Origin of the sequence: Undibacterium sp. Ji83W, from assembly GCF_049340385.1 — a bacterium.
Lineage (GTDB): Bacteria > Pseudomonadota > Gammaproteobacteria > Burkholderiales > Burkholderiaceae_D > Undibacterium.
Window position 1 is genome coordinate 30997 of record NZ_JBMPOZ010000032.1, and the last position, 15715, is coordinate 46711.

The window sequence follows — 15715 nt, forward strand, 5'->3', positions numbered from 1 at the left end:
TTTCACAATTGCAGAGCTAAAACCGCACTATTCCTTACTTTTTTCACTAAGCACGACACACTTACCAATGTAGGCAAGTGCGTCCACAAAAAACAGCAGGATAGTGATACAGGCGGAAGAATTTCAACCAGCTTGCGCAATTTGAATCTCAGCGCCCGCTCTTTAATCCGGCCAGCAACCAGTCTATGATTTTTTGTATGCTTAAAGACGCAGGATTGTCCGGCTTGTATTCGAGTACCGGACGCTCATAAGCGAGCGCTTCCTCGACTTGCGGACTTTCCTGGACGATGAAGGGAACCATGCGTTCACCCAGCCTGTCGGCAATCAGGGCAACGACATCTTGCGCCAGTTGCCGCTGCGAACCCTGGTTGACAATATAGGCTGAACCAACGTCAGCCTGACTTCTGTGGCCGTAGGTGGAAATCAATTCTTCCATTTCAGGCAAAGTGGAATACGAAGCAGCATCCGCCAGCACCACCACCAGCAAAAAGTCTGCTGCATGGATGGCCTGTTTCAGATAAACAGAAGGACCTGGTGGAGTATCAAGCAAAACGATGGCATTGGCTGGCAATTTTGCAGCCTGCAGTTTCTTGCGCAGCCAGGGTTCTTGCTGTTCCAGCACGTCTTCAAAGCGCATACGCTGTTTTTCGCCACCATTACCAAAGGGGACGAAGTTCAATCCAAACTGGCTGGTGTAACAAGCATCCATCAGTTTGGCACGCGCTGCCGTCAAGAGGCTGATGCCATTTGTCTCGCCTTGGTCAAGACCACCGAGATGCCATTGCATGGCATTTTGCGGATCGAGATCAATAACAGTGACAGGAAAACCACGCTGCGCCATGCCGACACCCAGATTGGCGGTGATCGTGGTCTTGCCGACCCCGCCTTTCGCAGAGACGATGGCAATCACGATCATGCGTGCATCCCCAGCTTGTCAATACATGGCTTGGCACAGGCCATCAGGCAGTTCCCCCAACGGTAAGACCTTCTATGCGCAGACTAGGCTGGCCTACGCCTACCGGCAAACTTTGACCTTCCTTGCCGCAGACACCGATACCGGAATCAAGACGCAAGTCATTCCCTATCATGCTGACATGGTTCAAGACTTCAGGGCCATTGCCAATCAGGGTAGCACCCTTGACCGGATAGGTGATCTTGCCGTTTTCTATCATATACGCTTCACTGGCTGAAAATACGAACTTGCCATTCGTTATATCGACCTGACCACCGCCAAAGTTGACAGCGTAGAGACCATTTTTTACAGATGCCAGGATTTCTTCAGGGTCCTTGTCACCAGCCAGCATGTAAGTGTTCGTCATGCGTGGCATAGGCAAATGGGCAAAGGATTCACGGCGGGCGTTACCAGTCACCGGCATTTTCATCAGACGTGCATTCATGGTGTCCTGCATATAGCCTTTCAGGATACCGTCTTCAATCAATGTCGTGCACTGGGTAGGGTTGCCTTCGTCATCCATGTTCAGAGAGCCGCGACGATTCAGCATGGTGCCATCATCAACGACCGTGACGCCTTTGGCAGCTACACGCTGACCTATGCGGCCAGAGAAAGTGCTTGAGCCCTTGCGATTGAAGTCCCCTTCCAGGCCATGTCCTATCGCTTCATGCAGCAATACCCCAGGCCAGCCTGGGCCAAGTACCACGGTCATGGGGCCTGCAGGAGCTGGACGTGCTTCCAGATTCACCAGGGCTGACTTTACAGCTTCATCTGCATATTGCTCCAGCAACGCATCAGTAAAATAAGAATAATCATAACGACCACCACCGCCGCTGGTGCCCACTTCGCGGCGGCCATTTTGTTCTGCGATGACCGTCAGCGAGACGCGTACCAAAGGACGGATGTCCGCAGCAATCACGCCGTCGCTGCGGGCTACCAGTACCACGTCATATTCACCTGCCATGCCAGCCATGACTTGTACTATGCGCGGGTCTTTGGCTCTGGCGATTTTTTCCAGTTTTTCCAGCAACTGGACTTTTTGATTGGCATCCATGGAGTGCAGCGGGTCATCGCGCAAATACAGGGAGCGGCTATCCAGACCTTGCAGGCTGGATGCGACCTGGATTTTTCCGGAACCCTGGCGGGCAATAGTACGGGTTGCCTTAGCAGCATCAAACAGAGCTTGCTCGGATATTTCATCAGAGTAAGAGAATGCAGTTTTATCGCCAGACACGGCACGCACACCAACGCCCTGGTCGATGGAAAAACTACCGGTCTTGACTATGCCCTCTTCCAGGCTCCAGCCTTCATTGCGGGTGAATTGGAAGTACAGATCGGCATAATCCACTTTGTGGGTAAACATGCTGGCCAGCACCTTGCTGAGTTTGGCTTCGTCCAGGCCAAAAGGAGTCAGCAAAATATCGCGGGCAACGGCAAGATGGTTTAAAGCGGGTTCAAATGGGGTCATAGAATAAATTATTTATACAGCAAATCAAATTAGCGCACTTTGGTAGCAAAATCTGGTATCAAAAAACAGGCGCATACACTTACATTGTAGAGCATCTACGGGAATCGCTGGGCTGCATGCTCAGGATGCTGTCAGCTGATACATTAGCTTATACATCCGCTTATGCATGGACATGCCTCATAACTTGCGATGGCGCAGTGCAGGCAGGCTTTCGCGTATGCTGGCAATCAGGCTTTCATCAATATCACCGCTGACGATGCCCTCGCCTTCTTCCAGTACATTGACGACTTTACCCCAGGGGTCTATCAGCATGCTATGGCCCCAGGTGCGGCGACCATTGACATGTTTGCCGCCCTGACCACAAGCCAGTACATAACATTGGTTTTCTATGGCACGGGCACGCAAGAGTATTTCCCAATGCGCCTGGCCTGTCGTAAAAGTGAATGCGGCAGGCACGACGATCAAAGAGCACGTCCCAAGTGCACGGAACAGCTCAGGGAAGCGCAAGTCATAGCAGATAGAGAGGGCAACCTTGCCAAAACCGGCATCAAAGCTGCCGACCTGGTTACCGGCGACGATGGTGCGCGCTTCTTCATAAGACTCTTCACCCTTGCTAAATCCAAACAAATGGATTTTGTCATAGCGGGCGACCTGCTGCCCCTGCGGATCATAGACGAGCGTGGTATTGAGTACCTTGCCAGGTTCATCCGACTGCAGCGGAATAGTGCCACCGATAAGCCAGACACCCAGACTGCCAGCCATGTCGGCCATGAAAGTCTGCAGCGGGCCATCTCCGGGCATTTCTGCAATATCTACTTTGTCAGTTTCATGCAGACCCATCAAAGGCCAATATTCAGGCAGTAACAATAATTTTGCACCAGAGGCGGCGGCCTCTTGCAACAAGCGTCTGGCAGTTGCTATATTTTCCACCGGACCTGGTGTGGATATCATTTGTATTGCTGCGATCTTCATATCAATCCCCCTATTTCCCATGTTGATGGCATCGTCAAAGATTCAAGGCTTGCTTGCAGCCTTGATTGCTGACTGACTGTCACGATTTTCAATTTTAGTCACCGTTGGTTCTTTCCATGAACCACTGACTTTGTATTCAAACGTAAATGCCCTGCTCAAAGGCTCTTTCAAAAACAACTGAGCAAGAAAAGTGCCAAGGCCTATCACTGGATTCACAGCCAGGCCATAAACGACTGAAGCCGTGCCTACATTGACGACAGGGATGACGGTCACATGCAAGTCTTGAGCTTCCCGGACAATATCAGCATTTCCTTCCAGCAGCACAGTCGCATTCACGCCCAGCATCTTGAGGTTATCGGTTTTTGCCACACCTTGCTGTATGTGGGCAATACCTGCTATTGAATCGAAGGCAAAGCCATCAGAAAACACATCGCGAAAATCAAGCGTCAAACGGCGCGGTAAAGATTGCAGACTGAGTACCCCCAACAGCTTCGCTGCACCGGGATCAACTTTCAAGAATTGCCCGCTGGCAAGCACCATCTTGACCTGGCCGCTCATGCTGGGTATGTCCATGGCGAAAGGCAGACCATTCCATTGCACTTCTCCTTCCAGCTTACCCTTGCCACCACGCAAGACATCAACAAAACCAAGGCGCTCCAGCAACTTGCCTGAATTCGTTATATCCAGCACGTAGTTGAGTTGGGTACGTCCATCACCACCGTGGCTAGCCCACTTGCCGCTAGCAATGAAATCTGCATCGGGATTTCTGAGTAACAGCCTGTTGATCTGCCATTCACGTCCATTACCCTGACTGATGATTTGATTCACCGCCTGCAACTCCAGGTGACCCAGCTTCTTATTAAACAATTCAAAATTTTCAGCAACGATATCAAGGCCTGGTATTTGGGTCGTGGTATTTTTCCCTTCCAACAACTCACTGACATCGGCAGCTGCCGACTGCGGGATAATGAGATTACTCAGTCGAGCCGTGACGCTGCCCAGCCCTTGTCCACCCGCACCATCGCTCCAGCTCAGGTAACCTGCCACCTGATTCGAATGTATGTTTGCCTGCCAGACTTTATTTTGACGGGAGACTCCGACAACGACATTTTCCAGTTGCTTGCCCATGATGTTCAACTGCGGCGTCCTGGCCGCCATGGTAGTCGGCTCCAGATAGGGTGCCAGGTCAACTTCTGCACCATCCCTTTCCATACCAGTTGCACTTGGATTTGCCTGCTGGACTATAGCCGTTGGTGACATCAAACGACGCCACTCATCGATATTCAGGGACTTCAATTCTATATTGGCATTCAAGCCACTGTCAGGTTCAGGTGCAGGTGCATTCACGCCTATGCCACCGCGCACTACCTGCCAGGGCCCGTTACCCTGCTTTTGGCGGGAATATCTGGTATTGATAGAACTGCCAAGACTGACACGGATTTCATCGCGCAAAGTCTGCGCATCCTGAGCTGCCTGTGGCATCAGCTCAAAATGCAGGGGCATGAGCTCTGCCGTATTCTTTTTCAAGGGCGCAGGGAAATTCAATGCCATGCCTGACAGTGTTGAATCAATGATGATTTCTGGCTGGCGCTTTTTCACATGGATGCTGGCGGTATAACGGCTGGCACCACTGATACGGTCAGCCACTTTATCTATCATGCTGACAGGCATGATCTTGCGTATGCCTTCGGCGGTGACTGTGCCATCAAGTTTGACTTTGACGCTATTGTCCTTTTGCGAGCCGCCAGTGATCTGTACCGGGCCACCAAGTACCATGCCTTTCAGCATACCCAGGTTGACGCCTGTTTCGTTAAATTCCAGCTTGCCATTCAAGCCCGTTACCTGAGGGATGCCGGGCTGTAGAACCACATCATTATTGGCAAATTGCAGCACGCCCAGAACTTTAGATTCAATCAAATGCTGCAGAGGCAATTGCAATTTCAATTGCAAGGCTGCTGGCGCCGAGGTTTTTGCCTCTTTCAAAAAATGCCCGAGCCAGCCACTGACCGGGCTGGCACCGACATAAGCCAGCATGCTTTGCAAACTGCCGCTGACCGCACCATCAATATTTAAAGTAGCACCATGCTGGGATAAATCAGGAATAATCGCTTTGACTTTTTTGAGATCCACACCCAGAGTCCTGGCAGTGTCACCCGTAATTTCCATCCTGGCTTTATCAAAAACAAAGGCACCCTTGATATCTTCAATCACTGGCCACAAGGGCTTACCCTCTTCATTCAGGGCACCAGCAGAAAAATCGAGTTTGGCACCAGCCAGATTACCCTTGATCAGGAATTCACCCTTATGGGCTTTTTTACCATCCGTGTTATGAAACGGAAAGTGTGCCAGGTCGCCACGTATGCGTACGCTGACATCATTGGCCTTGCCATCCAGGATGGAATTCAGCAGCCAATGCCGTAAATGTTCTTCTGCACCAGCAGGGACGTAACGATCAAGCTGCTTCAGGTCAAAGCCTGAAATACTACCCGTCAAATCGACTTCTCCCGGCTGTGCATCGGCACCATGGCGCATGGACATGATGTGCTTACCGGACAAAACCGCACGCATACCTTCGTGCTGTGCTTCCATCCTGTGAATCTGGAAAACCAGCTTGTCTTGCTCGACAAACTGCCATTGCGCATGCATGTTCAGTCTTGAGAACGGCATGACAGGATCAACAAAATAACTGGAAAGGCGCAAAGACAAGTCTTTTGAATCCAGTATAAAACTGCCACCCTTGTCATTTGCCTCCAGGCTGCCCGAGAGGTTTTCAAACCCGGGGATGGCAGGTACGGCAGCTTTTGCAGGTGAAGTCGCAGTCTTCGCCCTCGCCAACTGTGCTGCTTGCGCCGTCAGGGACAAGTCGATGAACTGTCCTTTAACGCTATAAGAAACGACGTCTGGATAAGTCCCCTGCCATCTGGCGGTAAAGTCCCTGAGTTGCCCTTTGGGTGCAAAATCCAGCATCATCTGGCGCTGGTCAGCAGGCAAAGGCAAATGTTCGGCAAAATTTGCCAGGGTCTGCAAGTCCAGGGTCTTGGCGTACAACTCCACTTTTTCGGGCTGGCCTTTTTCGCCGGGCGTAAAAGTCTCCTTGATGGAGGTCACTGGCAATTGCTTGCCATCACGGGTTAGCATGGAAAAATTGATGAGCGAGACGCTGTGGCCAGCTTTTCCCACCAACGCTGCCAGAAATTTGTGCGTGGAAGTCTGGGTTTCACTTGCGACCAGGCGACCACTGACGAGGGCCATGTCCAGTTCTGGTAAATCGGCACGGAATTTACCAAAAACATCTGCCAGACTCATATCAGCTGTCAAATCAGCCAGCCTGCCCTTGTCCAGATGCAGCCAGGCGCGCACCGAGCCATAGGCTTTTTTGACATCTGCCGGGTAATCTATGTACGCCTTCAGTGCAGCCAAGTCAGTACGGCGCAAATCCGCATAGAGATCGCCAGTCCATAAAGAGAAATCTGAAATCTTTTTGGCAAAAACCGGATGCTGGAAATCACCACGGATATCCAATGGCGCAGACAGGCTGATATCAGGTGTGGCCTTGAGCGCAAACCTGTGTCGGCGCCACTGGTTTTGCAAAAGAAAATCGACGTCAGGCAATGTCAGCTCAGCGGCATTGCGCATTTTATCTGTCCAGCGCACTGAGCCATTACGTATCAAGACTTCATGCTGTGCCAGGACCCAATCCAGACCCTGCCCTTTACTTTCAGCGGCTGGATCTATTTGAAAACCACCCACATAAATCTTGCCATCCGCAGCCCGCTGTATATCGAGGGCAGGTTTATTGATAACGATACGTTCAAAACGCAAATCCGCGACTGCCAGCGTCCACCAGGACATGGTTGCAGAAACCTCGGGCAGCACCAGCGCCTGGCCGCCCTGCTTATCATGCAAGACGACATTTTCCAGCATCAATTGCGGATTGAGTCCTTGCCAGGATGCATGCAGATTGGCAATCTGTAATTGCCGCCCCAGTGAGCTTGAAATTGCCTGCTCTATCTCAGGCTTGTACTTATCAACATTGGGCAATACCACATAGCGTAATACCAGCACCAGTATGCAAAACAGGAAATACAATGCGAGTATCAACCTGAGCGTGAAGCGCAGGCTCTTGTCGCAGGTCCGCCAGGTAAAACGACAAAGCCGCCAGAAATGACCAGGCTTGTTGTCCTCGGCTGCGTTGTTAGCAATGTTTTCTTGATCAGCTTGTGTCATTGCTAATGTTCAATTTATTTGTAAGTAAGACTTGCGCAAAAACCATGCACTTGCCGCTAAGCAAGCTTCATTACCCTTGCGCAAATCCTCACATGCCGGGAAGCATAAGCACAAAACCCCGAAATTTCTAACATGCTAACAATTCAATACATCGTCTTTATTATTGTCTCTAATATTATTTCAGCAATCAACATAGTGGTCAGGTATAAGCCCAGCGTTTCAGCTGTAATAAATTTATACTCCCCTGGAGTATAAATTTATTTCCAGCCAACTGCATAGCCCTGGCAGCCAATACCACCCTGCGCAGCTCTAATAGCTTAAAATCAATCACAACACTGACCAGAACAGCCCCATTATGACTGCAAGTACCACCAAGAACACCGAAATACTTCAGGCTTCCCGCTTTTTCACTCATTGCATGGAGGCAGATGCCAGCCGAAATGAGCAGTTGCAACAAGTTTCTGGATTATCCTTGAGCCCGGAGCATTTTGCGCAGTTTTTACAAAAAGAAATATACGCGGGTGCCTCTCTTAACAAAGCCATGCGCCGCTTGCGCAAACTGGTGGTCTGTACCCTGATCAAGCGTGACTTGTGCGGCCAGGCCGATCTGGATGAAGTTATAACAACAATCAGTCTGTTTGCTGACTTTGTTGTACAGCAACATCTGCAAGCCCTGAGTGTTGAAATGCAAGCCATGCATGGCATCCCCATAGGAGAGGAAAGTGGCAAGCCACAAACCATGATCGTATTGGGCATGGGCAAGTTGGGTGGCTATGAGCTGAATGTTTCTTCTGACATCGACTTGATTTTTTGCTATGCCGAAGATGGTGAAACACAGACGACAGATTCCACCCAGCGCAGCCTGTCAAATCATGAATACTTCAGCCGCCTGGGTAAAAAACTTATCGCTGCCATTTCTGAAGTGACTGAAGATGGCTATAGCTTCCGCGTCGATATGGCATTGCGCCCGAATGGCGTATCTGGCCCCTTGGTGGCCAGCTTCAATATGATAGAAGAGTATTTCCTGATACAGGGGCGCGAGTGGGAACGCTATGCCTGGGTCAAGGCCAGGGCAATGACCGGCAATGTCGATGATATCGCTGCGCTGGAAAAAATTATCCGTCCTTTCGTTTATCGCCGTTATCTCGACTATGGTGCAATCGATTCCCTGCGCTCCATGCATGCCCAGATCCGGGCAGAAGTCGTGCGTCAGGAAACCAAACATCCCGAACGCAGCAACAATGTCAAACTCGGACGCGGTGGTATACGTGAAGTGGAATTTCTGGCGCAGGTATTCCAACTGATACGCGGTGGCCGCGACGCCAGCCTGCGTGAGCGCTCTACCCGCCTGACTTTGCAGACCCTGGCAGAAAAAGGCATCATGGATACGCCCATCATAGAAAAACTGCTGGACTCCTATACCTTTTTGCGCAATCTGGAACATCGCCTGCAATATCTGGATGATGCACAGACCCATACCTTCCCGGCAAAGGATGAAGACCAGCAAAGAATCGCACAAATGATGGGCTGTGCCAGTGTTGCTGAATTACTGGACCAATTACGCCCTCATCGTGAATTCATCGCCGAACAATTTGATGCAATCTTCCGCGACAAGGCTGAGAACAATAGCGAGAATGATCAAGGCATGCTGGCAGTCAGCCTGTCCAGTCCTGATAGTGATGAATTGATTGCTGCCCATCTGGCGGGTCTGGAATTTTCAGCTCAAGATGCAGCGGCATTTAGCCAGCGCTTGCAGGCGACATGGCAATCACCCAAGGTGCAATCCCTGTCCGAGGCCAGTCGCATGAAGCTGGTGGCACTGGTCAACAATGCCCTGAACATTATCGCCAGACAAAGCAGCAATCAACTACTGGCCTGGAACCGCCTGCTCGACTTCATGGAAGCCATTGCCCGCCGTGCAGCTTATCTGGCACTGCTGACTGAATACCCGCATGCGCTGGCGCGAGTGATACGCATGATGGCGGCATCTGACTGGGCTGCCAAATTTCTTACCCGCCACCCTCTGTTGCTGGATGAATTGCTGGATGAGTCTTCACTCCATCAACGCCCAGACTGGCCAGCATTTCGCCTGGATTTGCAACAGCATCTGGCGCAACACGCAGGCGACACTGAAAGGCAGATGGAAACCCTGCGTGAAATGCATCATGCCATGCAATTTCGCTTATTGGCGCAAGACCTGGAAGGCCAGCTCAGCGTAGAACATCTGGCCGATGAACTCTCGCAACTGGCGGACATCATCATCGATGCTGTCTTGCAGTCTGCCTGGCTAACTATCGCTACCAGACACAAAGCGGAACCCAGCTTTGCGGTAATCGCTTATGGCAAGCAAGGCGGCAAGGAACTGGGCTATGCCTCCGACCTTGACGTGATTTTCCTGTATGAAGATGAAGACCAGGATGCGCCTGCCAATTATGCCAAACTGGCGCAACGCTTCATTACCTGGATGACCTGCCACACTCCGGCAGGAATACTTTTCGATATCGATATCGCCTTGCGGCCTGATGGTGCCAGTGGCTTGCTGGTGTCTTCAGTCTCTTCCTTTGCTCGCTACCAGGAAAAATCAGCCTGGCTATGGGAACATCAGGCACTGACACGTGCTCGCTTTTGCGCTGGTGATGCCAGCATAGGCGCACAGTTTGAGCAAATACGCGAACAGGTCTTGCGCCAGCAAAGAGATATAGACAAGCTGCGCGCTGAAGTGATCAGCATGCGTAAAAAAATGCATGACGCAAATATCAATCGCAGCGACTTGTTTGACCTCAAGCAAGATGCGGGCGGCATGATAGACATAGAATTCATCGTGCAATTTCTGGTATTGAAATATGCAAACCAGTATCCGGAATTAACAGCCAACAAAGGCAATATCGCCTTATTAAAACGCTGCGGTGAGCTGGGCCTGATTGATTTGCAACTGGCCAATCAAACTTCAGATGCGTATAGATTATTCCGCAAATTGCAGCATGGCATACGGCTGCAGGGTGAAGACCGCGCCAGGGTGGAAGGCGAAAGAGTCAGCACAGAAGCGGATGCGACCAAAGCTTTATGGGATAGCCTGTTCGCTTAATCCAGCAGAACAAAAAAATGCCGCTCAGTTTATATTCTGAGCGACATTTTTTAAGCAATTTTTATAAGGTGGATAAAGATATCCCCTTATTTTCTGCTAGCGACGTGAACCAACTACTTCCACAGTCACACGACGGTTTTTGGAACGCCCTTCGCTTGTTTTATTATCAGCGATAGGCTGGGTTTCGCCCTTGCCTTCGGTATAGACGCGCGTAGTGTCAATACCTTTGCTCACCAAATAGGCTTTTACAGCTTCGGCACGACGGATGGATAATTTTTGATTATATTCATCACTGCCTACCGAATCAGTGTGGCCGACGGTAATCATCACTTCGGTATTCATGCCCTGCAGCTTATTCAATAAATCATCCAGTGCCTGCTTACCCAGTGGTTTGACCACGGATTTATCAAAGTCGAACAAGGCTTCTGCACTGAAGGTGATTTTTTCAGATACTGGTTGTGGCCTTGGCGGTGGAGGCGAATTTTGCGCAACCGTAACTGGGATGGGATCTTGTTGCATCACAGGTACTGGTGGTGCTACATAGGCTACGGGTCTGGCATAAGCCGGCTTGCCAAACTTGTAGACGAGACTGATAGAATAAAAATCCACATCACCACGATTATGGACAGCATCGTTGACCCGATATCGCTCTGCCTCTCCACGCAATGCCAATGCTTGCGTGAATTTATATTCAAGACCAACACCGACTTTTGGGTTCAGCTTTTTCTCGGTAGGATTAGGGTCTGTTATCGCGAACAGGCGATTACCGCTGAAGTGTGCATCAGCCCTGGTGTAGTTTGCGCCGACACGTCCGAGTAAAGAAAAACGCTCAGACAAAGGCAACTGCCCCACCAGATCCAGATTAAAACCGCGAAAGCCAACTTCACCATTGATAGACCCTGGTGGTGTAGTAGTCGCATTGAATCCAAATTTGCCTAGGTCAAAGTAGCCTGCTTCTATGGCAAAGTATCGATTCATTTGCTTGCCCATAAACAGCTTGAAGGCAGTATCACGCTCGTTTGATCCGAATGCCACCGAAGTTGCGCCATTGTCCATCAAGCTGCGTACCAGTCTGTCTTTGTCAATGCTGGTATTTGCACGACCAGCACCCGCACCAAGATACCACGCACTATCTGCCCAATCCTGATTGGTCCATGGTTCATCAGCTTGTGCCAGTTGACTAGCAAGAAGTGCACAAGCGAACAAATTAAGTGTTACTAATTTTTTTGGCAGCGCCATATTTTTCTCCTGATGAGTTTGCCTGAATTTATTGAAACGTTTATTGAAAGACTTACTGAAAGAACTCTCTGAGCTCTTTCAGCTATTCATACATGTTTAACGTGCTATCACATTATTTTTAAGTGTCACTGCACTTCCCGACAATACCCGGCCATTTTGCAGCGTCGCAGTATCACCCATCGTGATGGCAGCAGATTGCCCCATGATGTTTCCCTTGAACACGCTGTTTGCACCCAGGGTTGTTGCTGATACAGGTACCCAGAACACGCTGGCTGCTGATGCACCACCATTTAAAGCAACGATGGAATTCGCTGTCGTGTTTAGAGTAGAACTACTGCGAAACAGATACAGGCCAGGGCCATTCATCGTGAAAGTACCGGTGATGGTGATGGCACCGGCATAGCAATACACACCAGGCGTGAACGTTTGCCCACCCAGATCAATGCCGCTGGCGGAATTGACAGTGCAAGTGCGGCTATTCGCATCAGCTATGGCGACTTGCAGGTCGGCCAAGGCAGTGTTCAATATTGCACCGGACTTGTAGTTGCTGAAACCTGCAGCCTGCACAGGATCAACCGTTTGCGATGGTGAACCTACGTCGCCACTTACCAGGGTAATGCCGCCAGAGTTATTGGTAATCGATGCCCCTGCCAATACACCAAAGCTGGCTGCACCACCAAGATTGATACTTGCCACTGGTGCAGCTGTCACGGTAAAACTGGTACTTGCTGTCTGCACACCTTGCGTCGCGGTGATATTTGTCACACCTGCTGCAAGTGCCGTAGCTTGTCCAGTGGATGAGATACTGGCGACACTACCCACACTTGAATTCCAGCTTACTGTGCTGCTGATGTTATTGCTTGTGCCGTTTGAGTAAGTGCCGGTCGCCGTAAATTGCTGCAATGATCCAACAGGTACTGAGCCATTGACTGGCGCAAGCGTAATGCCTGTCAGAGTAACAGCCGACGTGACTGTTACGCTGGCACTACCCAGCTTGCCCGCAAAACTGGCGGTAATAGCCGCCGTACCACCAGACAAGCCATTCGCAACTCCCGTTGCTGATACCGAGGCAACTGCCACATTGGCGGAAGCCCAGTTGACAGAATTGCTGATGTTAAGGCTGCTGCCATCTGCAAAGCTACCCGTAGCGACCAGACTCTGTGCGCCATTGACAGCTATGCTTGGCGAGGCTGGGGTCACTGTGATGGAATTTAAAGTTGCGACGGGCAACACATTAATCGTCACTGAAGTAGATTTAGTGCCAGATATCGCCACAACAGGTGTAGTACCAGGAGAGACTGCAGTCACCAGCCCACTTGCATTTACCGTTGCAATCGTACTTGCACCAGAACTCCAAGTGATGGTGTTTGTAATATTGGCGGTACTGCCATCTGAGTAATTGCCTGTTGCCACCAGATTCTGTGTAGCGCCAACAAGCATGCTTGCAGGCGGTGCGGCAATGGAAATCGAAGTCAGGGCCGGGCTGGATACGACTGTGAGTGTGGCTGTCGCAGATTTAGCATTGAGGCTTGCCGTGATCACCGATGTACCCGCCGTCACACCAGTTGCTACACCGGTCGACAATATGCTTGCAACCGAGCTGCTGCCGGAACTCCAGGTAACCAAATTCGTCACATTGACATTGCTGGCATCAGAGTAAGTACCAATCGCTACAAATGCCTGGGTAGAACCTATCGCCAGATTTGCAGTGACGGGGGTGATCGCAATAGAGTTCAAAGTAACCGCAGGTACGACAGTCAATGCGGCAGAACCTGTTTTACCACCCAGCGTTGCTGTGATAAGTGCAGGGCCGGTAGCCACAGCAGTAGCAAGACCATTTGGCAAGATAGTTGCAACCAAGGGTGAGCTTGTCGCCCAGGTCACACCATTGCTGATGTTTGCTGTACTTCCGTCAGAATAACCGCCACTGGCGACAAATTGCTGGGTACTGCCAACCGCAACATTAGCATTAGGTGGTATCACGGTAATAGTAAGCAGCACGGCAGAGCTGACGTTGATTGTGGTTGTCGTGCTCATGCCATTAAACGTCGCCGTAATAACAGAGGGGCCAGTAGCAATTGCAGTCACCAGGCCATTGCTGGCTGCGACAGTCGAGACTGTTGCATTGGCAGGTGTGGCAGAACTGAAGCTGGTCGCCGCCGTCACATTCACGCTGCTACCATCTGAATATTTAGCCGTAGAAGTCAGCTGTTGCGTCGTACCTATTTGCATAGTCGGATTAGCTGGCGTCAAAGCAATGGAGAGCAAGCTTGCCGGTGTCACGGTCAGCAAGGTCGATGCCGTCCTTGCACCTGACGCTGCACTAATGACAGTTGAACCGACTGCTACACCTGTCGCTAATCCAGTGCTGCTGATCGTGGCCGATGCAGGCGTGGCTGACGTAAAGCTGGAGATCGCTGTAATGTCACTGGTGGTGCCATCAGAGTAAGTTCCCATCGCCGTGAATTGCTGCTTGCCACCAACAGCTAAAGAAGGATTTGCCGGAAGCAGGCTGATCGACTGCAGAGATGCAGGTGACACTGTCACAGTAGCAGAAGCAAGTTTGCCACCGAAGCTGGCGGTGATAATCGCCGATCCACTCACCAGGCCTTTAGCAACGCCGGTATCACTGACGACACTAGCTATCGCTGGGCTGCCAGAACTCCACACGGAAGCCGTCGTGACATCACGGGAAACACCGTCGGCAAAGGTTGCTGTAGCCACAAATTGTTGCATACCACCACTTGCTACGGTGGCAGTTGCAGGACTGACGGTAAGTGTAGACAGAGTGGTCGACGGCAATCCCAAAATCGGATCACGGCCTTGATCACCACCGCCGCAACCGGCAATGAATGATGTGATGAGCATTGCAGAGACGCATGCAAGCGGCCTCAGGTAGCGCTGTAGGATATTCATTTTTGCCTTTTTTAATCAGGTGAAACCGGTGCCGAGTAATTTCGGTGTGGCCGCAATACGGTGCTTCTTTCATATTTCAGAAAGCGACCTTGAGGTGAAATGAATAACCAGGATTAGATTCATTGGTTACATTGGTTTCACATGGGGGAGGCAGTCTTTATCCGTCCGACTTTGACAGATTGACCAGGCAATTTCTGCTTGAGTAAGGTATCAAGCATCCCTTATCTCTCTTTTCATGATGGGCGATCTGTGCGATAGCGCACAAAAATCCAATTGAATTTCTCATTGTTTTTTTAAACAACAGTTACAAGTATCTTGCGCGTCTGGAACGATGCTCTGGTGATGATACTTTCTTACGCGCATCAAATGAAAAAAGCCGCCGGGGATTCTCTCCCCGGCGGCTTTGTATATTGACTGATTCAGGTTCAGGCCATAAACCTGGCCAAATACTCAGGCGAATTAATAAACTGCCCAATCAGCGTGACCACATCCGTACCCGATTGACTCAGCAAAGCATCAAAGGTCGCCTGATCCGGCGCATGCCCCAAGAGACCGATGTAATCCAGCGTCAATGACACTTTGGATTGCGAATTGGCCTTGAACTCGGTCGACTCTGTAAAGCCCGCCAGCATATCGCCACGGCTTAATCCATTCCCCAGTTGTCCCAGCCAGTAAGCCTTGCCTGCCGCATCTGAACTACGGTGCAGCACATTCTGATAAACCCGGTCCACAAAGGCCGTATTGTCCAGCGCCCCATAAGTCTTCTGGAACTCCGCACTCGACACAAAGGACGCACTGATCTTGGAGAGATTCATGCCATCTTTTTGCGCCTGCATCCAGTAAGCCAGACCATCAC

At 50.6% G+C, this 15715-nt stretch carries 9 protein-coding genes; 1 reads left to right on the forward strand and 8 read right to left on the reverse strand.

From position 1 onward, the window contains the following. Positions 1 to 148 precede the first annotated feature (148 nt). The 5 genes from bcsQ to ACO0LD_RS29855 form a co-directional block, all read right to left on the reverse strand. Positions 149 to 916 carry a cellulose biosynthesis protein BcsQ gene (gene bcsQ, locus ACO0LD_RS29835; protein WP_423012814.1) on the reverse strand — a complete coding sequence of 256 codons (768 nt, stop codon included), beginning with the start codon at positions 914 to 916 and terminating at the stop codon, positions 149 to 151. Between the two features lie 43 nt (positions 917 to 959). Continuing rightward, positions 960 to 2420, reverse strand: a complete 1461-nt coding sequence (tldD, locus tag ACO0LD_RS29840; RefSeq protein ID WP_423012816.1) for a metalloprotease TldD — start codon at positions 2418 to 2420, stop codon at positions 960 to 962. A 177-nt stretch (positions 2421 to 2597) separates the two neighbouring features. After that, on the reverse strand, positions 2598 to 3392 hold the full coding sequence (locus ACO0LD_RS29845; protein ID WP_423012818.1) for a carbon-nitrogen hydrolase family protein: 795 nt from the start codon (positions 3390 to 3392) through the stop codon (positions 2598 to 2600). 42 nt (positions 3393 to 3434) lie between these two features. Next, entirely contained in the window at positions 3435 to 7619 is a 4185-nt protein-coding gene (locus ACO0LD_RS29850) for a YhdP family protein (RefSeq protein WP_423012820.1), read from the reverse strand. 199 nt (positions 7620 to 7818) lie between these two features. Beyond that, entirely contained in the window at positions 7819 to 8076 is a 258-nt protein-coding gene (locus ACO0LD_RS29855) for a hypothetical protein (RefSeq protein WP_423012829.1), read from the reverse strand. Between ACO0LD_RS29855 and glnE the strand changes: the two genes are divergently transcribed. Continuing rightward, positions 7975 to 10704: a bifunctional [glutamate--ammonia ligase]-adenylyl-L-tyrosine phosphorylase/[glutamate--ammonia-ligase] adenylyltransferase gene (glnE, locus tag ACO0LD_RS29860; protein WP_423012822.1), complete on the forward strand. Its 2730-nt coding sequence runs from the start codon at positions 7975 to 7977 to the stop codon at positions 10702 to 10704. The two genes, ACO0LD_RS29855 and glnE, sit on opposite strands and share 102 nt — an antisense overlap. Before the next feature lie 96 nt (positions 10705 to 10800). Here the strand turns inward: glnE and ACO0LD_RS29865 are convergent, their stop codons facing one another. From ACO0LD_RS29865 to ACO0LD_RS29875, 3 genes are all read right to left on the reverse strand, one after another. Then, on the reverse strand, positions 10801 to 11943 hold the full coding sequence (locus ACO0LD_RS29865; protein ID WP_423012824.1) for an OmpA family protein: 1143 nt from the start codon (positions 11941 to 11943) through the stop codon (positions 10801 to 10803). Positions 11944 to 12039: 96 nt separating this feature from the next. Further along, positions 12040 to 14811 (reverse strand): beta strand repeat-containing protein, encoded by a 2772-nt coding sequence (locus ACO0LD_RS29870; protein ID WP_423012825.1) that lies wholly within the window; start codon positions 14809 to 14811, stop codon positions 12040 to 12042. A gap of 473 nt (positions 14812 to 15284) precedes the next feature. Next, positions 15285 to 15715: DUF4214 domain-containing protein (locus tag ACO0LD_RS29875; protein ID WP_423012827.1), on the reverse strand; the 431-nt coding region annotated here is incomplete at its 5' end.